Raw genomic sequence first — 23,400 nt, 5'->3', positions numbered from 1 at the left:
GCTCACAAAAAACGATTTATTTCTCCGCCCGACTGCCTACGGCATCGGTGCTTCTGATTTTGTGGCGGAAAGATTGCGGAGTATCGTTCATCATCTCTTTAAACTTGAGGCAGAAGTAGGCGCTGTCAGTGAAGCCGGCACTTTGCGAGATATCGCTGATCTTCAGGTCGGTGTTTGTCAGCAGATTGACAGCGATATTGAGTTTGCGCAGCAGCATGAATTTCTTAAAGCTGATGCCAAAGGCGGATTTAAAGGTGCGGGAAAACCAGGATTTTGACCACTGACAGCGTCGGGCGGCTTCCTCTGTTGTCATTTCAAAATTTTCATTGGCATTAATGACTTGTAGTAGTTCGATAAGTTCGCTCAGGTAGCGATGATGGGTTCGTTCGGTAACAGGAACGGAATCTTTAAGGCGATTAAAAGCATGCAGTAGTACGCTTTGCATCAGGGAACGGAACAGCGAATCGGAGAAGTCGCTGAACTCACTGCACCAGCTCAGCAGCAGCTCAAGGCGCTCAGCCTCCTCGCCGGAAAGATAAACTACCGCGCCGCAGTGGGCCGCAGGTAGCGACAGATCATATCCTTCCAGCCACTCTTTTTCGAATTGCATAAGATAACGCTTGTGGCTGGCAGCGGGCGGTAGCGTCATTTCATGAATGAGTAGGGCAGGGACATATACCAGCGTGTTGTTTTTAATGGTAAATTTTTCGTCGCCAATGGAATAGCTTCCCCCTGATTCTCTGAACCACATCAGTTCGTCCATCATATGGAAATGTGGAACTACATTTATCCCATTGAAATCATTTATGTTATCTGCTCGCAGCGTAAAGAGTTCACCTGCGCCAACGGGGATCTTTTCGAAAACGGGAGATTCGTCACTCATCGGGTACACTCTTCTTATATTTAACAGGATAATTTATACATAACCGGATTGCCCTTAGCAATAACGTATGCCTATCAAATCTACCAGTGCTCTTATTGCGGAGGCGCGATGAATACTGCCCGTATTAGTATCAAAGAAAAATTCAGCTATGGCTTAGGCGACACCGGTTGTAATTTAGTATGGCAAACAGTGATGTTGTTCATGGCCTGGTTTTATACTGACGTATTTGGTTTAAGCCCCGCGCATATGGGAACCATGTTTTTAGCCGTCAGAGTATTAGATGCGGTGACTGATGTATTAATGGGGGCGGTGGCTGATAGAACCCGCACTAAATATGGTCAATTCCGGCCCTATATTTTATGGTTTGCCATTCCGTTTGGCGTATTGTGCTGCTTAACGTTTTATACCCCGGATTTAGGTTATAGCGGTAAGTTAATTTATGCTTATGTTTCTTATACTTTATTATCGTTAGTGTATACCGCTATTAACGTCCCGTACTGCGCGATGATTAATAATATTTCCAATGACTCCCGCGAGCGAGTATCGCTGCAGTCGTGGCGGTTTGCGCTAAGTACCTTAGGCGGCCTGATTGTGTCGCTGACTGCGCTACCGTTGGTAGCCTGGCTGGGGAAAGGCAATCTGCAAAACGGGTATTTCTACACCATGATGGTGATGGGCGCCTTGAGCATCGTGCTGTTCTTTATCTGTTTTGGCCTGACTAAAGAGCGCTACTCTACAGACATTACGGCCAATAATCAGAGCAGCATCCTTGATGACCTGAAAACCCTGCTGGCGAACAAAGACTGGCGCATTTTATTTACGCTGAACGTGGTGAACCTGATCGCCGTGCTGTTCAAAGGCGGTACCACGCTCTACTACGTCAATAACATTATGGGGCGCGCGGATCTTGGCAGCTTGTTGCTGACCACCACGCTGGCTTCCGGAGTGGTGGGAGCCATGCTGTCGCCGTTCATATTTAAGAACATCGATAAAGTGAAGGGCTTCAAGCTGTCAATGGCGCTGGAGGCGGTGCTGTTAATCGCGATGTATTTCGTCCCGGCGGGCAACGTCGCCGCCATCTTCACGTTGGTGATAATCATCAATATCATTCAGCTGGCGGCAACACCGCTACAGTGGAGCATGCTCTCAGATATCATTGATGCGGAAGAAAAGCGCAGCGGCAAGAAGCTCAGCGGAATTGTCTTCTCAACCAACCTGTTTGCAATCAAATTAGGGATTGCCATCGGCGGCGCGCTGGTGGGTTATCTGCTGGCGTGGGGGGACTACGTCGGCGGCGCCGCGCAGCAATCGGCTTCAGCGCTGCAGATGATTAAATTGTTGTTCACTCTCTTCCCGGGCGTGCTGGTGGCGCTGTTGATAGTGATAATGAATCGCTACAGTCTGGATGATAAACGTCTGTCGCATATGGCGCAGGAAAGCGGGAGATAATCGACCGATCTCTATTCAACTGGGCGAAGTTTGCGTATAAACTCGCGGGTTTTAGTATTCCGGAGGCGGAGAGGCGATGAGCCAGGCAGAGTTAAACGGTGAGTTATTCACATTAGAGCGGTTCCCACCTAACGCTGAAGAAGAAGCGCTACAGGCATGGGAAGCGGCGGATGAATATCTGCTGCAACAGGTGAATGACGTCGACGGCCTGACGCTCATCTTCAACGACGGCTTTGGCGCGCTCGCCTGCGCGCTGGCGGAGCGCAACCCGGTCAGCATCAACGACTCCTTTATTTCCGAGCTGGCGACCCGCCACAACCTGCGGATGAACGGTATCGATGAAGAGAGCGTGCGCTTTCAGGATAGCCTGAGCCCGCTGCCCGCCGCGCCGGCGCTGGTGCTGATTAAGGTGCCAAAACAGCTGGCGCTGCTGGAACAGCAGCTGCGCGCGCTGCGCGAAGTGGTGACGCCGGAGACCCGCATTATCGCCGCGGCGAAAGCCCGAGATGTGCACAACTCGACGCTGGCGCTGTTTGAAAAAATCCTCGGCACCACCACCACCTCGCTGGCGTGGAAAAAAGCGCGTTTGATCCACTGCGTTTTCACCGCTCCTGAGCTTGCCGATGCGCCGCAAACCTACAGCTGGAAGCTGGACGGCACGCCGTGGACCATCCATAACCACGCCAACGTTTTTGCCCGCAGCGGGCTAGATATCGGCGCGCGTTTCTTCTTGCAGCACTTACCGTCTGATTTAGAAGGCGAGATCGCCGATCTCGGCTGCGGCAATGGGGTGATTGGCCTGCAGGCGCTGGCGCAAAACCCGAACGCGCGGGTCATGTTTACCGATGAGTCGCACATGGCGGTGGCTTCCAGCCGGTTGAACGTCGAGCGCAACCTGCCGGACGATATCGCACGCTGTGAATTTATGGTCAATAACTCGCTCTCCGGCATTGAGCCGGATCGCTTTACGGCGATCCTGTGTAATCCGCCGTTCCATCAGCAGCACGCGATTACCGACCATATTGCCTGGCAGATGTTTAACGATGCCCGCCGCAGCCTGAAATACGGCGGCGAGCTGTACGTCGTCGGCAACCGCCACCTCGATTACTTCCGTAAGCTGAAGCGCGCTTTTGGTAATTGCACGACGATTGCGACGAACAATAAGTTTGTCATTTTGAAAGCAACGAAGGTGCGTAAGCAGCGCTGATTCCTTTTGTTGTTTCCCCCCGGCTTGCGGCTGTCGCCTTAGCCGGGCTACCGACTGTCGCCTTAGCCGGGCTAGCGTACGGGATTATCGTGGTAGCCCGGGGAAGGCGCATCGCGCCGCCCCCGGGACACGGCTAAATCGCCAGCGCCAGTTTTGTGCCCTGGGCAATCGCCCGACGCGCATCCAGCTCCGCCGCCACGTCGCAACCGCCGATGAGATGCACCGTTTTCCCCGCCGCGCGCAGCGGATCCGCCAGCTCGCGGCGCGGTTCCTGACCGGCGCAGATCACCACCTGATCGACCGCCAACAGCTGGCGCTCGCCGCCGATAGTGACATGTAACCCTTCATCATCGATCTTTTCATAGCTGACCGCCGGGATCATTTTCACGCCGCGCGCCAGCAGCGTCGCGCGGTGGATCCAGCCGGTGGTTTTGCCGAGCCCTTCGCCCGGTTTGCTGGCTTTGCGCTGCAGCATCACAATCTGTCGCGGGCTTTTACTCAGTTGCGGGCCTTCAGGATGCAGCCCTCCCGCCGTTTGCAGGCTGGTATCGATACCCCATTCGCGGCAGAACTCGCCGATATCCTGGCTGGTGGCCACGCCCGACTGGCTTAAATACATCGCGGTGTCGAAGCCGATACCGCCGCAGCCGATAATCGCCACCTTCGCGCCAACCGGCGCTTTATCACGCAAGACATCCAGGTAGCTCAGCACCTTGGGATGATCGATCCCGTCGATCGCCGGCAGGCGCGGGGCGATACCGGTGGCGAGGATCGTCTCATCGAACGTCAGCAGATCGTCTGCCGTGACGCGGGTGTTCAGGCGTAGATCGACACCATGAAGATCGAGCATGGTGCGGTAGTAACGCAGCGTCTCGTGAAACTCCTCTTTGCCGGGGATCTGTTTGGCGATATTAAACTGGCCGCCGATCTCCGGGAGCGCATCGAACAACGTGACGTGATGACCGCGAGCGGCGGCGTTAACGGCGAAGGCCAGACCGGCAGGCCCGGCGCCGACCACCGCCAGCCGTTTAGGCGCGTTGGCCGGCAGGACCGGCATCAGGGTTTCATGACAGGCGCGCGGGTTGACCAGACAGGAGGTGACTTTGCCGACGAAGATTCGATCGAGACACGCCTGGTTGCAACCGATGCAGGTATTGATCTCCCCGGCGCGATCGCGCTGCGCTTTCGACATAAATTCGGCGTCGGCGAGGAACGGGCGGGCCATCGATACCATATCGGCATCGCCGCGAGCGAGAATATCCTCCGCGACCTGCGGATCGTTGATGCGGTTGGTGGTGATCAACGGGATCGACACCGCGCCCTTCAGCTTGCGGGTGACCCAGCTGAAAGCTCCGCGCGGTACCGGCGTGGCGATGGTCGGAATGCGCGCTTCGTGCCAGCCAATCCCGGTGTTGATAATTGTCGCTCCCGCCGCTTCAATCGCTTTGGCCAGTTCGGTGACTTCCGCCAGCGTGCTGCCGTCGTTGACCAGATCGAGCATCGACAGGCGGTAGATGATAATGAAATCGTGGCCGGCGCGCTGGCGCACCGCCTTAACCACTTCAATGGCGAAACGCATGCGCCTGGCATAATCGCCGCCCCATTGGTCGTCGCGCTGGTTGGTGCGCGCGGCGAGAAATTCGTTAATCAGATAGCCTTCTGAACCCATCACTTCGACGCCGTCATAGCCCGCTTCACGCGCCAGCTGGGCGCAGTGGGCAAAATCATCGATCAGCGTCAGGATCTCATCGTGGCTCAGTTCATGGGGCGTAAAACGGTTAATCGGCGCCTGTAGCGCCGAGGGGGCCACCAGCGCGGGCTGGTAGCTGTAACGGCCGGTATGCAGGATCTGCAGGGCGATTTTGCCGCCTTCCTGATGTACCGCGTCGGTAATATGGCGATGGTGCGCCAGATGGCTGGCATCGTTGAGTACCGCGCCGCCGGCCATGGTGACGCCAGAGGGTGCCGGAGCGATGCCGCCGGTGACGATCAGCGCCACGCCGTGGCGGGCGCGCTCGGCGTAAAAGGCCGCCAGCCGCTGCGCGCCGTCCGGCAGCTCTTCCAGCCCGGTGTGCATCGAGCCCATCAACACGCGGTTTTTGAGCGTTGTGAAGCCCAGCTCAAGCGGGGCGAAAAGCGACGGATAGCGGCTCATAGTGGCTTCCAATGTAAAATTATTGTTATGTGGTCGGATGAGTTACTAATTTAGCCATCGTGGAGAAAAAGGGAAAAGGGGAGTGCGGTGATTGTGATGGAATTCAAAGAACGGAACACGTTGTCCCTCACCCCGACCCTCTCCCAAAGGGAGAGGGAGAAAGGCGGACCGGCACCGATATTTAACGCTAGTGCCGAACGGTTCCCTCACCCAAAGGGCGAGGGGGAAAGGCGGATCGGCATCGGTATTCAAGGCCTGTGCCGAACGGTTCCCTCTCCCACCGGGAGAGGGTTAGGGTGAGGGGGCTACGCGCTGGCGGCGCTCCAGGCCCGGTGCCTGCCACATCGACGTTGTCAGCCCGCTATCGACAAGGCCAAGCTGATCGGCATACACCGTCTGCCACTTGCTCATCATCTCCTGATACAGCTCGCGATGCTGCGGATTTGGGGTGAACTCGCGGTGCCAGCTCACTAACCGTTCTCCTGTACTGGCCATATCGCCATACAGTCCGGCGCCGGTTCCGGCGGCGATAGCACAGCCCAGCGCGGTGGCTTCGCGAACCACCGGCACCCGCACCGGCAGGCCGGTGACGTCGCTGAGGATCTGGCTCCACAGCGCGCCTTTAGAGCCGCCGCCGGCAAACACCAGGCTCTCGAATGTCACCCCGGAGAACTGGGAGATCTGCGCGAGGTTGCAGGCGGAGACAATCGCTGCGTTCTCCTCCAGCGCGCGGAACAGGGTCGCTTTGTTGCACTTCTCCGGATCGATGGAGAGGTTAATAAACGACGGCGCGGCGTGGTACCACTGCTTAAAGTGCATGGCGTCGGAAAAAATAGGCATCACGCCGTGGGAACCGGCGGGGACGCGGCTGGCCATCTCCTCCAGCAGCGAATAGGCATCGACGCCGAGCCGCTCGGCAATCAGTTTTTCTTCAGCGCAGAAGGCGTCACGAAACCAGCGCATGGTCAGGCCGGTAAAGAAGCTGATCGATTCCGCCTGCGCCATGCCGGGAATGACATGAGGATTAACACGAATATTCATCTGCGGATCGGTGCGCACCTGCGGCAGGTTGACCACCTGCTGCCAGAAAGTGCCGCCGAGTACCGCAGTTTGCCCGGCGCGCACCACCCCAAGGCCCAGGCAGCCGAGCTGGACGTCGCCGCCGCCCATCACTACCGGCGTCCCGGCGCGCAGGCCGCTCTCATGCGCCGCAGCTTCGGTGACGGCGCCCAGCAGGGTACCGGTCTCTTTGACCGGCGACAGCATATCGGCGCGCAGCCCGGCCATATCCAGCAGCGCCGGACGCCAGTCGCGGCTGAACAGGTCGAGCATGCCGGTGGTGCCGGCGTTTGACGGGTCGACCGCCAGCTCGCCGGATAGCTTCGCCGCCAGCCAGTCGCTGATCATGGTGATGGTTGCCGCTTTGCGGTAGATATCGGGGCGGTGGTGCGCCAGCCACAGCAGGCGCGGCATGGCGCTAAGCGCCAGGGTTTGTCCCGAGACCTCGTATACCTCGGATTCAAAACGATAGTCGTGGATCTCCTTAAGCTCCGCCACTTCGCGGCTGGCGCGGGCATCGACGTTGGCGCAGGCCCAGATGGCCTCGCCGTTGCGGTCATAGAGGACGATCCCTTCGCGCATCGAACAGCAGGCGACGGATTGAATGTCGGCGGCAGAGAGCCGGGCGGCGTCGAGCGCCTGGCGAATGCACTGGCAGGCCAGCTGCCAGTTGGTGGTAAGGTCGAACTCCATCGAGCCGGGGACGTTATCGACGCTCAAGTGTTTCCATTCGGCCTGGCCTACCGCCAGCTGGCGGCCATTAAGATCGAAAATGACCGCCCGAATGCTGCCGGTCCCGGCATCTAACGCTAACAGGTAACTCATGACATGCGCCTCGCTGTTGTCGCGCGGCGCCAGGCCGTCAGGAGGCCAGTGCGAGCACCGCGCGTGCTGTTGTCTCTTCCGTTACCAGGCCATTAATGCGCTTTCCAGTCAGAGCGGCATGAATCGCCTGCGCTTTTTGTTCTCCCCCGGCGACGCCGACGATGGTTGGCAGCTGCGCCAGCTCATCAAGGGTTACGCCGAGCAGTTCCCGATGGATCTCCAGTCCTTCTACCGGCCGGCCGTCGGCCTGCAGGAAATAACCTAAAATGTCGCCGACCGCGCCTTTGCGCGCGTACATCAGCTGTTCGCCCTCGCTGATATAGCCGGAGCGTAAAATGGTGGCGTCGCGCCGCTGATCGATGGCGCCAATGCCGACCACCGCCGCGTCCGCCGCCGTTGCCGCGAGGATCACGTCGCGCACGCTCGACTCGCGGCGCAGGATCTCGGCGACCTCCGCCGAAGAGACCCGCAGCGGCGCCGGAATAATGCTGACGCTGCAGGCGGCATCAAGCTGGCCGATGCCGGTCATATAGGGGCCGACGCCGCCGGAGAGGGTCACCAGCCGCACCTGCTGCGAGCCGATAAAGCCGCTGAGATGCTGCAGGCAGCTCATGGTGGCTTCGCCGAACCCGACCGCCAGTAGTTGACCCGGTTGCAGAATGCCCATCAGCGATTGCGCCGCGCCGATCCCCAACCGGGTATTCATCGGCGGGGTGTTGAGCGCCGGCAGCACGCGGGCAATCTTGAGGCCAAAGCGCTGCTGGAGTTCACTTTCCAGCGCCAGGCAGCCCTCATAGCGCGAGTTGATCTGCACGCGGATCACCCCGGACTGGCGGCCTTTCTCCAGCAGACGGGAAATCTTCAGCCGCGGCAGCCCCAAACGCTCGCCGATGTCATTTTGCGTCAGGCCGTCGTGGTAGTAGCACCACGCCACCCGCGCCACCAGCTCTTCCTCGGCTAACGCCAGCCCGGCGTAGCGGTTCTCTTCCGTAATGCGTTTTTCGCTCATAAATTGAACTCTTATAAAAATTTAGATCATATGTTCGCTATTGCGCGGTCGGAAAGTGTGAGCCGACTGGCAAAACGGATCTTTCATCGCTGGCCCATTTTTTCCTGACGATCTAAAGCACCAAAGTGTGATCTTCGCACGGTTGTAAATATAGTTCACCGTCTACGCTTTTGAACATTATTAAATTTAAAAATCATTTGTTCAATCGAGGCGCGATGATGAAGCCACTGCTTGAAGCTCGCCAGATTTGCAAACAGTTCTCCGGCGTTGCGGTGCTCAAGGGCATTGATTTCACGCTAGGCGCGGGCCAGGTGCATGCGCTGATGGGGGGCAACGGCGCGGGTAAATCGACGCTGATGAAGATCATCGCCGGCGTTGAAACGCCGGATAGCGGTGAACTGACGATCGGCGAACGCGCGTTTGCGCGCCTCAATCCGGCGCTGGCTCATCAGTTAGGCATCTATCTGGTGCCGCAGGAGCCGATGCTGTTTCCCAACCTCAGCGTGCGCGAGAACATTCTTTTCCGCCTGCCGAAGCGGGCGGATACCGCCGCGCGACTGCAGGACAAACTGCAGCAGCTGAACTGCCAGATCAACCTCGATGCCAGCGCCAGCACGCTCGAGGTAGCCGATCAACAGATGGTCGAGATCCTGCGCGGGCTGATGCGCGAGGCGCGGATCCTGATCCTGGATGAGCCCACCGCCTCTTTAACGCCGGGTGAAACCGAGAGGCTCTTTAGCCAGATCCGCGCGTTACAGGCGCTGGACGTTGGGATCGTCTTTATCTCACACAAATTGCCCGAAATCCGCCAGCTTGCCAGCCATATTTCGGTGATGCGCGATGGCGCGGTGGTGCTGAGCGGCGAGACCGCGGCATACCGCGACGAGCAACTGATTAACGCGATGACGCCGGTCAGCCGCGACCATGCGCTGAGCGACACGCAAAAGCTGTGGCTGTCGCTACCGGGTAACCGCCGTACGCAACCGCAGGACTTTCCCGTGCTGCGGGTGGAGGATCTCACCGGAGAAGGTTTTATCGATCTCAATCTGGAGATCCGCGCCGGAGAGATCGTCGGTCTGGCCGGGCTGGTAGGATCCGGGCGCACCGAATTTGCCGAAACCCTATACGGCCTGCGTCCACCGCGCGCCGGGCGGATCTGGCTGGAGAACCGCGAGATTAGCCGCGACAGCACCCGCGCCAGGCTGGCCAGCGGGCTGGTCTATCTGCCGGAAGACCGCCAGGTCTCGGGGCTGTTTCTCGATGCGCCAGTGCGCTGGAACACGGTGATGTTCAATCAGCCGTCGTGGTGGCAGCAGGGGAAACGGGAGGCGGCGGTGGTTGAACGCTATCACCGGGCGCTGGGGATCAAGCTGGCCGATGGCGATCAGCCGGTGCGCACTCTCTCTGGCGGTAACCAGCAAAAGGTGCTGCTGGCGCGCTGTCTGGAAGCTAATCCGTTACTGCTGATTGTCGATGAGCCGACGCGCGGCGTGGATGTCTCCGCCCGCGCCGATATCTATCAACTGCTAAAAAGCGTTGCCGCGCAAAACGTGGCGGTGCTGATGATCTCTTCCGATGTGGATGAGTTCGTCGATCTTGCCGACCGGGTGTTGGTGATGCATCAGGGCCGCTACAGCGGTGAGCTGGCGCGGCAGGCGGTGACCGTCGATCGCATGATGACCCTGGCCTTCGGAGGACAGGCATGAAAACGTTACTGAAGAATCGCGAACTGAGCGCCTTCTTTGCCATCGTGGCGCTCTTTGTCGTGCTGGTGGCGCTCAATCCAGCCTATTTCAGCCTGCAGACCCTGGCGATGATTTTCGCCAGCTCGCAGATCCTCTGCCTGCTGGCATTGGGCGCGACGCTGGTGATGCTGACCCGCAATATTGATGTGTCGGTAGGCTCGACCGTTGGGCTGTGCGCCATCGCCGTCGGCGTGGCGCTGAACAACGGTTACGGGCTGGCGACGGCTATCGCCTTCGCGCTGGCGATTGGCGCGCTGGCCGGAGCTTTTAACGGCCTGCTGGTGGTGGGGCTGCGCATCCCGGCGATCGTCGCGACGCTCGGTACGCTGGGGTTGTATCGCGGGGTGATGCTGTTGTGGACTGGCGGGAAATGGATCGAGGGTTTGCCCGACAGCCTGAAATCGCTCTCGGAGCCCGCGTTTATCGGCGTGTCGCCGCTGGGCTGGCTGGTGCTGGCGCTGCTGCTGGCGGGCGGCTGGCTGTTGTCGCGTACCGCCTTTGGTCGTGATTTTTACGCCGTTGGCGATAACCTCGCCGCCGCGCGCCAGCTGGGCGTGGCGGTCAACCGCACGCGGATGCTGGCCTTTACCCTCAACGGTATGCTGGCGGCCTGCGCCGGGATCGTCTTCGCCGCGCAGATTGGTTTTGTGCCTAATCAGACCGGCAGCGGCCTGGAGATGAAAGCCATCGCCGCCTGCGTATTGGGCGGGATCTCGCTGCTCGGCGGTACCGGCACGTTGCTTGGCGCGTTTCTCGGCGCCTTTTTCCTCACCCAAATTGACACCGTACTGGTGCTGTTCCGCCTTCCCGCCTGGTGGAATGACTTTATCGCCGGCCTGGTGCTGCTCGGCGTGCTGGTGCTCGATGGCCGCCTGCGCCAGGCGCTGGCCCGCCATCAGCGGGCGCTAAAGTACAGCCGTTTCCAGCCCGGTAATAAAGGGGGCAAACAGGTTGCCCGCTTTCCCGAACGCAAAAGCAAAGAGGTGGCTTAAATGAAGCTGAAGCTTAACTGGGAAAGCGCGCTGCTGGCGTTGCTGATCGCGGAAATCCTGCTGTTCGGCGCCTTGAATCCGCGCATGCTGGATCTCAATATGCTGCTCTTTAGCACCAGCGACTTTATCTGCATCGGTATTGTCGCGCTGCCGCTGACGCTGGTGATCATCAGCGGCGGGATCGATATTTCGCTGGGCTCGACCATCGGCCTGTGCGCCATCGCCCTCGGAGTGATGACCCAGGCGGGCTGGCCGCTGTGGCTCGCGGTATCGCTGACGTTGCTGTTGGGGCTGCTGTGCGGGTTATTTAACGCCGCGCTGATCCACTACACCGGCATCAGCCCGCTGGTGATCACGCTTGGTACGCTGTATCTGTATGGCGGCGGCGCGCTGCTGCTTTCCGGGATGGCCGGCGCGACCGGTTACGAGGGGATTGGCGGTTTTCCCGATAGCTTCACCGCCATCGCCAATTTAACCCTCGCCGGACTGCCGCTGCCGCTGGTGCTGTTCGCGATTATCACCTTTCTCTTCTGGCTGCTGGCCCATCGCGGGCGCTTTGGCCGCCATCTCTTTTTACTCGGGCAAAACCCGCGCGCCGCGCGCTATGCCGCGCTGTCGGTGAAAGGCATCCCGTACGTGCTGTATGGCCTGGTGGGCGTCGCCTCGGCGGTCGCGGCGCTGGTGATGGTCTCCTATTTCGGCTCGGCGCGTTCGGATTTAGGCCGCGACCTGCTGATGCCGGCGCTGACCGCGGCGGTGCTCGGCGGGGCCAATATTTACGGCGGCTCGGGATCGATACTGGGTACCGCGCTGGCGGCATTGCTGGTGGGGTATCTGCAACAGGGTTTACAGATGGTCGGCATCCCCAACCAAGTGTCGAGCGCGCTGTCAGGGGCGCTGTTGGTTGTGGTGGTGATGGGGCGTTCGCTGAGCCTGCACCGTGAATGGGTGCGCGCGACCTGGCGGCGTCTTTTCTCGCATAGAACAATCGGAGCACAACAATGAAAACAAAACGTATCCTGCAGGTCAGCGCGCTGGCGCTGGCGATGAGCGTGGTTACCGCGCAAGCGGCGGACCGCATCGCCTTTATTCCTAAGCTGGTCGGCGTCGGCTTCTTTACCAGCGGCGGCAACGGCGCGAAAGAGGCGGGGAAAGCGCTGGGTGTGGATGTCACCTATGACGGCCCCACCGAGCCCAGCGTCTCCGGCCAGGTGCAGCTTATCAACAACTTCGTCAACCAGGGCTACAACGCGATTATCGTCTCCGCCGTTTCGCCGGACGGCCTGTGCCCGGCGCTGAAGCGGGCGATGCAGCGCGGGGTGAAAGTCCTGACCTGGGATTCCGATACCAAACCGGAGTGCCGCAGCATCTATATCAACCAGGGCACGCCGCAGCAGCTCGGCGGCCTGCTGGTGGAGATGGCGGAAAAGCAGGTCAGCAAACCTGCCGCCAAAGTCGCGTTTTTCTACTCCAGCCCGACGGTGACCGACCAGAACCAGTGGGTGAAGGAAGCCAAAGCCAAAATCGAAAAAGAGCATCCGCAGTGGCAAATCGTCACCACCCAGTTTGGCTATAACGATGCCACCAAATCGCTGCAAACCGCCGAGGGGATCTTAAAAGCGTATCCGGATCTCGACGCCATTATCGCGCCGGATGCCAATGCGCTGCCGGCGGCGGCGCAGGCGGCGGAGAACCTCAAGCGTCAGGGCGTGGCGATCGTCGGCTTTAGTACGCCGAACGTGATGCGCCCGTACGTTGAGCGCGGCACGGTAAAAGCGTTCGGCCTGTGGGATGTGGTTCAGCAGGGCAAAATTGCGGTTAACGTCGCCGATCGATTGCTGAAAAAGGGCGATCTTAACGTAGGCGATAGCGTTGAGGTGAAAGATATCGGCTCGCTGAAGGTCGAACCGAATAGCGTGCAGGGCTACCAGTATGAGGCGAAGGGCAACGGTATCGTGCTGCTGCCGGAGCGCGTGGTGTTCAGCAAAGAGAACATCAATAACTACGACTTCTGACGGAGGATGAGATGGCTGATTTAGACGACATCAAAGAAGGTAAGGACTTCGGTATCGACCGCCCGCAGCAGAATACGCTGTATACCCTGAAAGGCTGCGGCTCGCTGGATTGGGGCATGCAGTCGCGGCTGGCGCGCATCTTTAATCCGCACAGCAACCGCACGGTGATGCTGGCCTTCGATCATGGTTACTTCCAGGGGCCAACCACCGGGCTGGAGCGTATCGACCTGTCGATTGCGCCGCTGTTTGCCGACACCGATGTGCTGATGTGCACCCGCGGCGTACTGCGCAGCCAGGTACCGGCGGCCACCAATAAGCCGGTGGTGCTCCGCGCCTCCGGCGGCAATTCGATTTTGAGCGAACTCTCTAACGAATGCGTGGCGGTGGCGATGGAAGACGCGCTGCGTCTCAACGTTTGCGCGGTGGCGGCGCAGGTCTATATCGGCAGCGAATACGAACATCAGTCGATCAATAACATCATCAAACTGGTGGATGCCGGTAATCGCTACGGTATGCCGGTCCTGGCGGTTACCGGCGTCGGCAAAGAGATGACCCGCGATGCGCGCTACTTTTCGCTGGCCAGCCGGATTGCCGCCGAAATGGGGGCGCAGTTTGTGAAGACCTATTTCGTTGAGGAAGGCTTTGAAAAAGTGACCGCCAGCTGTCCGGTGCCGATCGTGATTGCCGGCGGTAAAAAACTGCCGGAGCATGAGGCGCTGGAGATGTGCTGGCGGGCGATCGATCAGGGGGCGTCCGGGGTGGATATGGGGCGCAATATTTTCCAGTCCAGCGCCCCGCGCGCGATGCTGAAGGCGGTGAAAAAGGTGGTGCATGAGAATCTGAACGCGCGCGAAGCGTATCAGTTCTGGCAGGAAGAGAAACAGGGAGAGCTGAAATGAATGTGACGCTGGTGGAGATCAATATTAAACCCGAGCGGGTGGATGAGTTTCTTGAGGTGTTTCGCGCCAACCACGAAGGCGCGCTGCAGGAGCCGGGCAACCTGCGCTTTGATGTCCTGCAGGATCCCGAGGTGAAAACCCGCTTTTTTATCTACGAAGCCTATAAAGACGATGAGGCGGTGCTGGCGCATAAGAAGACGCCGCACTATTTAGCCTGCGTCGAAAAGCTGGAGGAGATGATGTCGCAGCCGCGGCAGAAGCGCAGCTTTATCGGCCTGTTGCCGCAGGTGTGAGGATTTTCCTTCCCCCTTTCCCTGTGGGAGAGGGGGAAGGGCACTTATTACGCTTCTTCAACCGAGACGCGCAGGGCCGCCAGCGCCTTACGCGCCGCTTTCAGCACCTGCTCACACTGCTCCAGGGTGAGGGTCAGCGGCGGTTCAACGCGGATCGTCTTGGCGTTGTTTAACGTCCCGGCGACCAGCACCCGCTGTCTGAACATCTCGCTGGCAAAGTCGTAGCCAATCTCGTTATCGACAAACTCGATGGCCATCAGCATGCCTTTCCCGCGCACTTCATTCACCAGGTCCGGATACTCCTGCGCCAGCAGGCGGAACCCGTCCAGCAGCATATCGCCTTTCTGCGCCGCCTGCGCCGGCAGGTTTTGCGTCAACAGCACGTTGATCGTCGCCAGCGCCGCCGCACAGGCCAACGGGTTGCCGCCGAAGGTGGTGGTGTGCAGGAACGGGTTGTCGAACAGCACCGAGAAGACCTCTTCCGTCGCCACCGTCGCGCCGATCGGCATCACACCGCCGCCGAGCGCTTTCGCCAGACACAGAATATCGGGCTGAACGTTCTCATGCTCGCAGGCGAACATCTTGCCGGTGCGGCCCATGCCGGTCTGCACTTCGTCGAGGATCAGCAGGGCGCCAAACTCATCGCACAGCTTACGCACCGCCGGCAAATACCCCTGCGGCGGGAGGATCACGCCCCCTTCGCCCTGAATCGGCTCGAGGATCACCGCCGCGACGTCGTCGCCGGTTTTCTTGCACTCGCTCAGCATGGTGCGCATGGCGTTGATATCGCCGAACGGCACGTGGCGGAAGCCCGGCAGCAGCGGCATAAAGGGTTTGCGGAAGGTCGACTTGGCGGTGGCCGACAGCGCGCCCAGCGATTTACCGTGGAAGGCGCCGCTGGTGGCGATGAAGGTAAATTTACCGCGCGGCGACTGATAGGCTTTCGCCAGCTTGATGGCCGCCTCTACCGATTCGGTACCGCTGTTGCAGAAGAAACTGTACTTTAGTTTGCCGGGCGTTAAGGCTGCCAGGGTTTTCGCCAGCATCGCGCGTAGCGGATCCAGCAGTTCCTGACTGTGAAGCGGTTGTTTCGCGAGTTGATTCTCGACGGCGGATACCACAACTGGATTACGGTGCCCTACATTGAAGATGCCAAACCCACCAAGGCAGTCGATAAATTCCTGTCCCTGGGTGTCGACAAGCGTATTTAACCCTCCCGCTTGCCACTCTACGGCTCCGTAATCCCCGCCGGCTGTGACCGATTTTCGATACTCTAAAAACCCCGGATTCACATGCTCTTTAAAGTATTCCCTGACCTCCTGGTTAAGTGCTTTCATTTCCTCATGATCAAGCGTGCGCTTTTCAATGAGATTCAGTGCGTGTGCGCTGCAGGCCAGAGCCGATGCGCTGGAAGGTAACCTGTTCAAAATGTGCTCCTGGGGCGGACGTATCACACGATACTGGATTAAGTATTGCAGGGATTACGCCAGTTCGGCAGAAGCGGTGAAAATCGGGATAAATGCAAAGTAAAAGACGAAATGTGTAAAATTTAATCTCATTGCGCCACTATTGGCACGTTTTATTCCTGAGCTGACGAGATTTTCTGCCTGGCGGCGATGAACGGGGCGATCCGTCGTGGTGCGGGCTGCCCCAGCGCGGGGCAGCCGGTGGTGAAAAAAGAGGCTTAGTCGAGCTGAGAGATCTCCATCGCCGCCCGGTCGATAATGCCGATGATCTGTTTGAGCTGAGCGGTACTGCTGGCCTGCTGGTTCACTTTCAGGTCGAGGACCGCTTTGAAGTTTTCCAGCGCGCGCTTCATCTGCGGATCCCGGCGCAGCTCGCAGCCGACCATCCGCGCCTGCAGACGCTCCTGGATATGGGCCAGGTGCTCCTGGTTCTCGGCGTGCAGCTGTTTTCCTTCCTCGCTGATAACGATTTTTTTACGTCCGTTGTCATCTTCCACGCTGATAAGGCCCTGGTCCTGGAGCAGATCCAGCGTCGGGTAGATCACCCCCGGGCTGGGGCTGTAGTTCCCCTGGGTAAGCGTTTCGATCTCTTTGATCAGCTCATAGCCATGGCTGGCGTTGCGGCTGAGGATATCCAGAATGATCAGCCGCAGTTCACCGTGGCCAAAGAAACGCTGGCGACGTCCGCCGCCGCGGCGGCCATGGTCGCCGTATTCGCTGGGATCACCGTGGCGCCCGCGTGGCCCACGCCCCTCTTCATGATGATGTCGCATGGTTACCTCCTGCTGTTTTTGATATATCTAATTTATATCTAAAAAATGAATGTTCGCAATGCTGGTTGATATTTATTTTTTAATATATTGATATATATGTAATTATTTTCTAATTGTGGATTTTGATGCGGTTTGTTTTGACTATATCAAAAAAAGACTTGCATTCTTTTTAGTTGGCAATCATTATCATTTGCATCAAGTTTAGATATATCTATTTACCGTTCACGAAGGCAATCGATGATGACAAAAACCAAAGCAGACAAGTACCCGCAGCGTGTCCGCAATGAGCTGCGTTTCCGTGAGCTGACGGTGCTGCGCGTGGAGCGCGCAGGCGCGGCGTTCCAGCGTATCGTGCTGGGAGGCGAGACGCTGGAAGGCTTCGCTTCTCACGGCTTTGACGATCATACCAAGCTTTTTTTCCCCGAGCCGGGCGCGGCATTTACCCCGCCGCAGGTGACCGAGGAGGGGATTGACTGGGGCGAGGGCGTGCGGCCTGCCACTCGTGACTATACGCCGCTGTACGATGCCGAACGTCACGAGCTGACTTACGATTTCTATATCCACGATGGCGGTATCGCCAGCCGCTGGGCGCTGGAAGCAAAAGTGGGCGATAAGCTGGTGATCGGCGGCCCGCGCGGCTCGCTGGTGGTGCCGGAAGATTATGCCTGGCAGCTGTATGTTTGCGATGAGTCCGGCATGCCGGCGCTGCGCCGTCGTCTGCTGGGATTACGCCAGCTGCCGGCAAGGCCGCAGGTGACGGCCATCGTTACTATCGCCGATGCGTCGTATAAAGATTATCTGGCGGATCTCGACGGCTTTAACATCGAGTGGGTGGTGGGCCACAACCCGGCCTTCGTCGCCGAGCGTCTGGCCCAGGTGAAGGTGCCGGCGGAGGATTATTTCATCTGGCTGACCGGCGAAGGCGCGGTGGTGAAATCGCTGCTGGCGCGCTTTGAAGACGAGAGTATCGATCAGCAGCTGGTGCGTTCCCAGGCGTACTGGCACAGTAAGTAAAAAGCCATCGTGGTAAAACCCGGATAGCGGCTTGCGCCTTATCCGGGCTACGGTTGGCGCCGTTTTTTGTCGGGTGGCGGCTTACGCCTTACCCGACCTTCTATTCGGCGGTGTGACGTCGCCCCAGTAAAACCCGGATAGCGGCTTGCGTACGGTTGGCGCCGATTTGTAGCCCCGGTAAGCGCTGCGCCACCGGGGAAGGCTTATCGTTCCGCCAGGGCCTTAAACACCATCGCTACCGCATGGGCGCCGGGGTCCATGTTGCCGAGCAGGCTATCGCTGTTGAGATAGGACGCTCGTCCGGCGCCAGCTTTGCCCGACTGGCAGGTGCGATCCGCCCCGGCCTGCGCCGCGGCAAAAGCGGCCTGCAGGTTCTCCGGTTCGGCCAGCAGCGCCGCCAGCGCCGGCTGCAGAGCGTCGATCATCGTCCGGTCTCCCTCATCGGCGCCGCCGTAAAACTTCATCTGTTCCAGACCGGCGTTCAGCGCCTCGGCCACGCTGGCGCCTTGCCCCAGCTTCTGCCCGGCAGCGGTGAAGAAGATCGACATCAATACCCCGCTGGAGCCGCCCATCACCACCGTCAGGCGTTCGCCGATCAGCGCAAAGAGCGTGGGCAGATCGTTTAGCGGCAGCTGCTGGCGCTGCAGCAGGTCGGCAATCTCGCGCGCCCCGGCGGCGAAGGTGGAGCCGGTATCGCCGTCGCCCACTTTGGCGTCCAGTGCGTTGAGATGTTCTTCAAGATCGATGAGGGCGCCGGTCACCTGCGCGACGTAATCGCCCACCAGTGGATTGCCCGATGGCATGAAGTCGACGCGCGCGCTGGCGAGAGTGGACGGCATGATGTTAACTGCCCGCGGCTGCACCGGCGTCTGCCAGCCGGCGGTTTCCACGTCCGACAGCAGCGCTTTTTCAATACCCTCCTCCAGCACGATGGCGCTCAGCGAGAAGCCTTTCATATCCAGCGCCGTCACCAGCGAGGCCGGGCCTATCAGCCAGTCAATGCGCGCCTGCAGCGGGGTGTTGGCCAGCTCGCGGGTGAGGATCGCCATCTCAGCCTCCGACACGCCGCCGAGGTTATTAAGCATCACCGCCAGGCGGCCGGTTTCCGGCAGGGCGGCAGTCAGTTTTTCCACCATCAGGTTGACGATTTCCGCACTGTTTTGCGTGGCGATCGTCGAGGCGCCTGGCTCACCGTGGATGCCCATTCCCAGCTCGGCATGACCGGCCTGATGGCGCGGCGCGCTGTCGGCTTCCTGCGGCAGGTGGCAGCTGGCCAGCGCCACCCCGATGCTGGCGGTATGGCTGGCGGCGTATTGTGCTTCACGCAGGACGGTGGCGAGGTTGAAGCCGCGCTCGGCGAAATAGCCCGCCACTTTATGCACCAGAATGGTCCCGGCGATGCCGCGCGGATGCTTGTTATCCGGCAGCGAAATGTCGTCGCCGACGATCAGCATCTCCACGTTGTAGCCGAGACGGCGCGCTTTCTCCGCCGCCAGGCCGAAGTTAAGCCGATCGCCGGTGTAGTTTTTGACGATCAGCAGGCAGCCCGCCTCGCCGGTCACCGCCTGAATGGCGGTAAGCACCGCGTCGACGCTCGGCGAGGCGAACAGATCGCCGCAGACCGCGGCGGTCAGCATGCCTTTACCAATAAAGCCGACGTGCGCCGGTTCATGGCCGGCGCCGCCGCCGGAGATCACCGCCACGTTGTTTTTATTCAGATCGCGACGGACCACCACCCGGATCGCCGGGTCGCTCTCCAGACGGGCGAGGTTATTCCACGGGCTGGCGATAATGGTACCCTCAATCACATCGTTGACGAGGCTGGCGCGCTGGTTAAAAAAGAATTGAGACATAGTGGTTCCTGAAGAATAAGCGAAAACTCACCCTCCGGAGGCAGGCCTCCGGAGCGGTAACGGTCAACGTGAATTTTAGTCACGGATAAGGCGTTGGTTACGCATATCGAGCGCGATGGCTTCGCCAGGCTGAATATCATTCAGCGCCTCGCCCTGCTGGCACAGCCAGACGATCCCCGCGGCGCGGGCGATAATCGCGCCGTGAGCCTGTTCGCTGCCATCGCGCAGGCACAGGCCTTTGACGAGATTGGCATCCAGCTGTAAGACGGTTGAGGGATAAATGTTGTCGGCAATAATAATTGTTGGCTCGCCGGGTGTCGGCACTCTCTCCTGAACGCCCTGCAGATGGCGCAGGGTGCGCTGCAAAATATCTTCGATATCGATATAGCGCGCCTGCAGGTAGGGGGCATCCAGCTGGCGATACTGCTGGCTGAGCTCCATCAACACCTGATGCCATGCCCATTCCGCCGAGCATTGTTCGGTGAGCAGACGATCGTTGGCGGCATCAAACAGATCGTCATCGTCGAGCAGGGTGTGGTGCCCGGCGAAGATCGCCGCGATATCGGCGTGAAATTTATTTTCCGCCAGCTCGGTCAGGGCGATAAGATCCGCCAGCGTCTGGTCAATGGCCTGGCGCAGGCGCTGCTGCTCGCGGGCAGCATCGGCGGCAGCCGGGCGGAGCGGCTGGATCAGGGCCAGCGGATAGCGCAGGGCAACGCCTTCGACGCGCTCGGGCGTTGCCGGAGCCGCTGCCGGTTGCGCCGCAGGCGATTCACCGAAGTTATCGGCGGCCAGCGCCTGAAACGCCGCCAGCGCCGCGTCGGCATCCGGACCGCGGGCCAGCAGGCGCAGTTTATCGTTACGGCGTACCTGCAATAGCGCGATTTGGTTGAGGCTGTCCGGTTTGACGCACTTCCCGTTTTTCTCCAGCAGCAGATCGGCATTAAAACCCGCCAGCGCGGCGACCAGCTTCGACGCCGGACGCACGTGCAGGCCGTTGTGATTGTTAATAATAACTGAAACCGATTTTGTGTCGCCGTCGTCGGCAAGCATCGGCGCCGGCGCGGCGTCAGAAGTTGGCGAAGGTAAACCCAGCTGAACCCGCTTGGCCTCCAGGGCGCTCATGGCGTCGGCGATCACCTTGTCGATCCCGGCGCCGGAGGCAGCGCTGACGGTGGCCGCCAGCGTCCCTTCCACCAGCGGCGCGGCGCACAGCCGCACCTTCGCGGCAATCGTCGGATCGAGCAGATCGAGGGCGGTTTCGGCGCTGAGCAACGCGCTGCCGATATCCATCATCACCAGCACGTGATCGGTATCGGCGACAGATTCGATCGCCTCCATGACTTTAAGCGGATCGGTGCCGATCGGGCTGTCGGGATCGTCGATCCCGGCGGCGATCGCCAGTTTGCAGCCATCGTTGATTAACATCTGCCGGGCCAGTTCTCCGACACCTTCGCCCAGCCGGGCGCTATGAGAAACAATAACCAGGTTTACCATCGCGATTTCCTTACTCTTTGGCGGCGGCGGCCAGCATCTGAACCATAAATAGCACCGAGGTTGCGCCGGGATCCTGATGTCCGATGCTGCGCTCGCCGAGATAGCTGGCGCGGCCTTTACGCGCCTGCATGGTGATGGTGGCGTGGGCCGCACGCTCGGCCACTTCGCAGGCGGCATCCAGCGCGGCGGCGATCGACAGGTGCTGCTCGCTGGACTGGCGCAGGGAGTCCGCCACCGGCAGCCAGACGTCGCACATGGTTTTATCCCCTGGCTCCGCTTTGCCGCGGTTGACCACCCCGTCCGCGCCTTCGCGGATCATCAGGTACAGTTCGTCGAGGGTCAGGCTCTGGTGGGCCTGAGTGACCTGCGCGGCGCGAATAAAGAAGGTGCCGAACAGCGGGCCGCTGGCGCCGCCAACGTTGGAGAGCAGCGTCATGCCGGTATTTTTCAGGATAAAGCCAATATCTTTATCGGCGATCGACGGCAGCTTTTCGACCACTTTACTAAAGCCGCGGTGCATATTGAGACCGTGGTCGGCGTCGCCGATCTCTTTATCGAGGCCGGTGAGAAAATCGCTCTCTTTGGTGAAAATGTCGCCGCAGCGGTACAGCCAGTCGACGATTTGCGTTCTGTTCAGTGACATGTCGTGCTCCTTAGTTTCCCCAGTTCAGCGCCGGGGTATGAACCGGGGCGTCCCATAGCGCCAGCGTCTCATCATCCACTTTCAGCAGGGTGATGGAGAAGCCCGACATATCCAGCGAGGTGCAGTAGCTGCCGATGAGGTTGCGTTCGATGATGATGCCGGACGCTTCGCAGCGCTGGGCGAGACGGTGATACACGCCGTACAGTTCGGACAGCGGGGTGGCGCCGAGGTTATTGACCAGCGCGATGACCCGGTCGCCGTTTTGCAGCGCGGTTTTGCTCTGCTTCACTTCCTGCCACGCGCCCTTGACGGTATCCCACTGGCGCAGCGTGCGGCTGTAGGCGCCATTCTCCAGCAGGGTATCGAACATCTCATCGACGGTTTGGTCCAGCGAGCTGAAGTGGCGGCGGTCGATGCCCGGCTCGCCGTGAATGCCGACGCCGAACTCCATCTCGTTATCTTTCAACGTAAAGGAGGGCTGCCCGGCGGCCGGTACGGTGCAGGCGCCGAGAGCGATACCAATCGAGTGGCCGAGATTGTTCAGGCGGCGGCCCAGTTCAGCGCAGGCTTCCAGCGAGTCACCGCGCTCGGCGGCGGCGCCGACCAGTTTTTCGATCAACACGGTATTGGCGACGCCGCGGCGACCAGCGGTATAGAGACTGTCTTTCACCGCCACGTCGTCGTCGACCACCACGGTGGTGACTTTAATGCCGCTCTCATGCAGCAGCTCGGTGGCGGTTTCGAAGTTCAGGATGTCGCCGGTGTAGTTTTTGATAATCAGCAGAACGCCTTCGCCGCCGTCAATTTGCATCGCGCATTCGAACATTTTGTCCGGCGTCGGCGAGGTGAAGATTTCCCCCGGGCAGGCGCCAGAGAGCATGCCCTGGCCGATATAGCCGCAGTGCATCGGCTCATGTCCGCTGCCGCCGCCGGAGAGCAAGGCCACCTTGCCGGCCACCGGCGCGTCGGTGCGGGTCACATATAGCGGGTCCTGATGCAGGGTCAGCTGCGGATGGGCTTTAGCCAGCCCCTGTAATTGTTCATTCAGTACATCTTCAACACGGTTAATCAGCTTTTTCATTATTCAGTGCTCCGTTGGAGAAGGTTCGATGCGGCCTCTCTGCTGGCGGAGGCGGTCATCGCGTAGGGGTATCGTCTGACGGTGGAGCGTGCCTGGCGATATGATGATTCTGGCTGAGCGGACGAAAAAAAGAATGCCCCGACGATCGGGTTTCATTACGAAACATTGCTTCCTGATTTTGTTTCTTTATGGAACGTTTTTGCCGAGGATACGGTGAAAATGCGAGCTGGCGCGCTTTTTTTCTTCTGTTATAAGCGGCGGTCAGGATGGCTGGCGAAGCGGGTGGGAAAAAATTTTTGCTGATTTTCTGCCGGCTGCGGGAGAAAAAAAGGCCGAAAAGGGGGGATGGTAAGGGCATTATGCGGCAGATGAGCGGATCGGGATCGCAATCCTGACAGAGAACAGGGTTTTTTGTTCCAATATGAAACGTAAAAATTTAAGCTGTGTTTCATATCAGAACAAAAAGGCGAAAGATTTTTTTGTTCCCTGCCGGCCCTACAGTGATCGCACTGCTCCGGTACCGTTCCGTTCAGGCCGCGTTT

The 23,400-nt window shown here is 59.5% G+C and carries 19 protein-coding genes and 1 pseudogene; 9 read left to right on the top strand and 11 right to left on the bottom strand.

Going from position 1 to position 23,400, the window contains the following annotated elements; all coding sequences use genetic code 11:
- Positions 1-16 precede the first annotated feature (16 nt).
- Positions 17-883: an AraC family transcriptional regulator gene (locus N438_RS12925; RefSeq protein ID WP_012540503.1), complete on the bottom strand. Its 867-nt coding sequence runs from the start codon at positions 881-883 to the stop codon at positions 17-19.
- A gap of 108 nt (positions 884-991) precedes the next feature.
- Between N438_RS12925 and N438_RS12920 the strand changes: the two genes are divergently transcribed.
- Both N438_RS12920 and rlmG read left to right on the top strand, forming a co-directional pair.
- Positions 992-2,332, top strand: coding sequence for an MFS transporter (locus N438_RS12920; protein ID WP_008806572.1), 1,341 nt, complete (start codon positions 992-994; stop codon positions 2,330-2,332).
- Positions 2,333-2,408: 76 nt separating this feature from the next.
- Complete coding sequence (gene rlmG, locus N438_RS12915) at positions 2,409-3,539, top strand: 23S rRNA (guanine(1835)-N(2))-methyltransferase RlmG (protein WP_002917887.1); 1,131 nt, start codon at positions 2,409-2,411, stop codon at positions 3,537-3,539.
- 133 nt (positions 3,540-3,672) lie between these two features.
- On the opposite strand, the gene N438_RS12910 is transcribed toward rlmG, so the two are convergent.
- From N438_RS12910 to lsrR, 3 genes are all read right to left on the bottom strand, one after another.
- Positions 3,673-5,694 carry an NADPH-dependent 2,4-dienoyl-CoA reductase gene (locus N438_RS12910; protein WP_087653808.1) on the bottom strand — a complete coding sequence of 674 codons (2,022 nt, stop codon included), beginning with the start codon at positions 5,692-5,694 and terminating at the stop codon, positions 3,673-3,675.
- A gap of 291 nt (positions 5,695-5,985) precedes the next feature.
- Positions 5,986-7,578, bottom strand: coding sequence for an autoinducer-2 kinase (gene lsrK, locus N438_RS12900; RefSeq protein WP_116696328.1), 1,593 nt, complete (start codon positions 7,576-7,578; stop codon positions 5,986-5,988).
- A 37-nt stretch (positions 7,579-7,615) separates the two neighbouring features.
- Positions 7,616-8,587, bottom strand: a complete 972-nt coding sequence (gene lsrR / locus N438_RS12895) for a transcriptional regulator LsrR (RefSeq protein WP_116696327.1) — start codon at positions 8,585-8,587, stop codon at positions 7,616-7,618.
- 218 nt (positions 8,588-8,805) lie between these two features.
- Between lsrR and lsrA the strand changes: the two genes are divergently transcribed.
- The 6 genes from lsrA to lsrG are packed head-to-tail and all read left to right on the top strand — an operon-like array spanning position 8,806 to position 14,531.
- A complete protein-coding gene (gene lsrA / locus N438_RS12890) occupies positions 8,806-10,293 on the top strand; it encodes an autoinducer 2 ABC transporter ATP-binding protein LsrA (RefSeq protein ID WP_116696326.1) in 1,488 nt (495 codons plus the stop codon).
- Entirely contained in the window at positions 10,290-11,324 is a 1,035-nt protein-coding gene (gene lsrC, locus N438_RS12885) for an autoinducer 2 ABC transporter permease LsrC (RefSeq protein ID WP_004174225.1), read from the top strand. Before lsrA ends, lsrC begins: the two co-directional genes overlap by 4 nt.
- Positions 11,325-12,329, top strand: a complete 1,005-nt coding sequence (gene lsrD / locus N438_RS12880) for an autoinducer 2 ABC transporter permease LsrD (protein ID WP_064179335.1) — start codon at positions 11,325-11,327, stop codon at positions 12,327-12,329.
- Complete coding sequence (lsrB, locus tag N438_RS12875) at positions 12,326-13,339, top strand: autoinducer 2 ABC transporter substrate-binding protein LsrB (RefSeq protein WP_008806564.1); 1,014 nt, start codon at positions 12,326-12,328, stop codon at positions 13,337-13,339. The genes lsrD and lsrB overlap by 4 nt, the downstream gene beginning before the upstream one ends.
- Positions 13,340-13,350: 11 nt before the next feature.
- On the top strand, positions 13,351-14,238 hold the full coding sequence (gene lsrF / locus N438_RS12870; protein WP_002917724.1) for a 3-hydroxy-5-phosphonooxypentane-2,4-dione thiolase: 888 nt from the start codon (positions 13,351-13,353) through the stop codon (positions 14,236-14,238).
- Positions 14,235-14,531, top strand: coding sequence for a (4S)-4-hydroxy-5-phosphonooxypentane-2,3-dione isomerase (lsrG, locus tag N438_RS12865; RefSeq protein ID WP_002917723.1), 297 nt, complete (start codon positions 14,235-14,237; stop codon positions 14,529-14,531). Before lsrF ends, lsrG begins: the two co-directional genes overlap by 4 nt.
- A gap of 47 nt (positions 14,532-14,578) precedes the next feature.
- Here the strand turns inward: lsrG and ygjG are convergent, their stop codons facing one another.
- The gene (gene ygjG, locus N438_RS12860) at positions 14,579-15,958 is read right to left on the bottom strand and encodes a putrescine aminotransferase (protein WP_012540512.1); all 1,380 of its coding nucleotides are present in this window, start codon (positions 15,956-15,958) and stop codon (positions 14,579-14,581) included.
- A gap of 257 nt (positions 15,959-16,215) precedes the next feature.
- Positions 16,216-16,770 carry a PadR family transcriptional regulator gene (locus tag N438_RS12850; protein WP_116696325.1) on the bottom strand — a complete coding sequence of 185 codons (555 nt, stop codon included), beginning with the start codon at positions 16,768-16,770 and terminating at the stop codon, positions 16,216-16,218.
- Between the two features lie 237 nt (positions 16,771-17,007).
- Here N438_RS12850 and N438_RS12845 point away from each other — a divergent pair, with 237 nt between their 5' ends.
- Positions 17,008-17,784, top strand: a complete 777-nt coding sequence (locus N438_RS12845) for a siderophore-interacting protein (protein ID WP_022066313.1) — start codon at positions 17,008-17,010, stop codon at positions 17,782-17,784.
- Between the two features lie 203 nt (positions 17,785-17,987).
- On the opposite strand, the gene N438_RS12835 is transcribed toward N438_RS12845, so the two are convergent.
- The 5 genes and pseudogenes from N438_RS12835 to N438_RS28020 form a co-directional block, all read right to left on the bottom strand.
- Positions 17,988-19,637, bottom strand: a complete 1,650-nt coding sequence (locus N438_RS12835; RefSeq protein WP_116696324.1) for a glycerone kinase — start codon at positions 19,635-19,637, stop codon at positions 17,988-17,990.
- Between the two features lie 75 nt (positions 19,638-19,712).
- A complete protein-coding gene (gene dhaM / locus N438_RS12830) occupies positions 19,713-21,134 on the bottom strand; it encodes a dihydroxyacetone kinase phosphoryl donor subunit DhaM (protein ID WP_116696323.1) in 1,422 nt (473 codons plus the stop codon).
- 10 nt (positions 21,135-21,144) lie between these two features.
- Positions 21,145-21,777 (bottom strand): dihydroxyacetone kinase subunit DhaL, encoded by a 633-nt coding sequence (gene dhaL / locus N438_RS12825; protein ID WP_008806558.1) that lies wholly within the window; start codon positions 21,775-21,777, stop codon positions 21,145-21,147.
- A gap of 10 nt (positions 21,778-21,787) precedes the next feature.
- Complete coding sequence (gene dhaK / locus N438_RS12820; RefSeq protein ID WP_032741013.1) at positions 21,788-22,858, bottom strand: dihydroxyacetone kinase subunit DhaK; 1,071 nt, start codon at positions 22,856-22,858, stop codon at positions 21,788-21,790.
- A 155-nt stretch (positions 22,859-23,013) separates the two neighbouring features.
- A pseudogene (locus tag N438_RS28020) lies at positions 23,014-23,216 on the bottom strand (hypothetical protein).
- Positions 23,217-23,400: the final 184 nt, after the last annotated feature.

The organism is Klebsiella sp. GL120222-02 (assembly GCF_003097195.1).
Taxonomy (GTDB): domain Bacteria; phylum Pseudomonadota; class Gammaproteobacteria; order Enterobacterales; family Enterobacteriaceae; genus Klebsiella; species Klebsiella variicola.
Note: the sequence above shows the minus strand (reverse complement) of the source record. Positions and strands in the feature narration are given on the sequence as shown.

Coding starts and splice junctions, on each gene's coding strand:
- dhaL (WP_008806558.1), bottom strand. CDS start 21,777: ATGTCACTGAACAGAACGCAAATCGTCGACTGGCTGTACCGCTGCGGC.
- N438_RS12850 (WP_116696325.1), bottom strand. CDS start 16,770: ATGCGACATCATCATGAAGAGGGGCGTGGGCCACGCGGGCGCCACGGT.
- lsrG (WP_002917723.1), top strand. CDS start 14,235: ATGAATGTGACGCTGGTGGAGATCAATATTAAACCCGAGCGGGTGGAT.
- lsrR (WP_116696327.1), bottom strand. CDS start 8,587: ATGAGCGAAAAACGCATTACGGAAGAGAACCGCTACGCCGGGCTGGCG.
- dhaM (WP_116696323.1), bottom strand. CDS start 21,134: ATGGTAAACCTGGTTATTGTTTCTCATAGCGCCCGGCTGGGCGAAGGT.
- lsrC (WP_004174225.1), top strand. CDS start 10,290: ATGAAAACGTTACTGAAGAATCGCGAACTGAGCGCCTTCTTTGCCATC.
- lsrB (WP_008806564.1), top strand. CDS start 12,326: ATGAAAACAAAACGTATCCTGCAGGTCAGCGCGCTGGCGCTGGCGATG.
- lsrK (WP_116696328.1), bottom strand. CDS start 7,578: ATGAGTTACCTGTTAGCGTTAGATGCCGGGACCGGCAGCATTCGGGCG.
- lsrA (WP_116696326.1), top strand. CDS start 8,806: ATGAAGCCACTGCTTGAAGCTCGCCAGATTTGCAAACAGTTCTCCGGC.
- lsrF (WP_002917724.1), top strand. CDS start 13,351: ATGGCTGATTTAGACGACATCAAAGAAGGTAAGGACTTCGGTATCGAC.
- lsrD (WP_064179335.1), top strand. CDS start 11,325: ATGAAGCTGAAGCTTAACTGGGAAAGCGCGCTGCTGGCGTTGCTGATC.
- dhaK (WP_032741013.1), bottom strand. CDS start 22,858: ATGAAAAAGCTGATTAACCGTGTTGAAGATGTACTGAATGAACAATTA.
- rlmG (WP_002917887.1), top strand. CDS start 2,409: ATGAGCCAGGCAGAGTTAAACGGTGAGTTATTCACATTAGAGCGGTTC.
- N438_RS12925 (WP_012540503.1), bottom strand. CDS start 883: ATGAGTGACGAATCTCCCGTTTTCGAAAAGATCCCCGTTGGCGCAGGT.
- N438_RS12845 (WP_022066313.1), top strand. CDS start 17,008: ATGATGACAAAAACCAAAGCAGACAAGTACCCGCAGCGTGTCCGCAAT.
- N438_RS12910 (WP_087653808.1), bottom strand. CDS start 5,694: ATGAGCCGCTATCCGTCGCTTTTCGCCCCGCTTGAGCTGGGCTTCACA.
- N438_RS12920 (WP_008806572.1), top strand. CDS start 992: ATGAATACTGCCCGTATTAGTATCAAAGAAAAATTCAGCTATGGCTTA.
- N438_RS12835 (WP_116696324.1), bottom strand. CDS start 19,637: ATGTCTCAATTCTTTTTTAACCAGCGCGCCAGCCTCGTCAACGATGTG.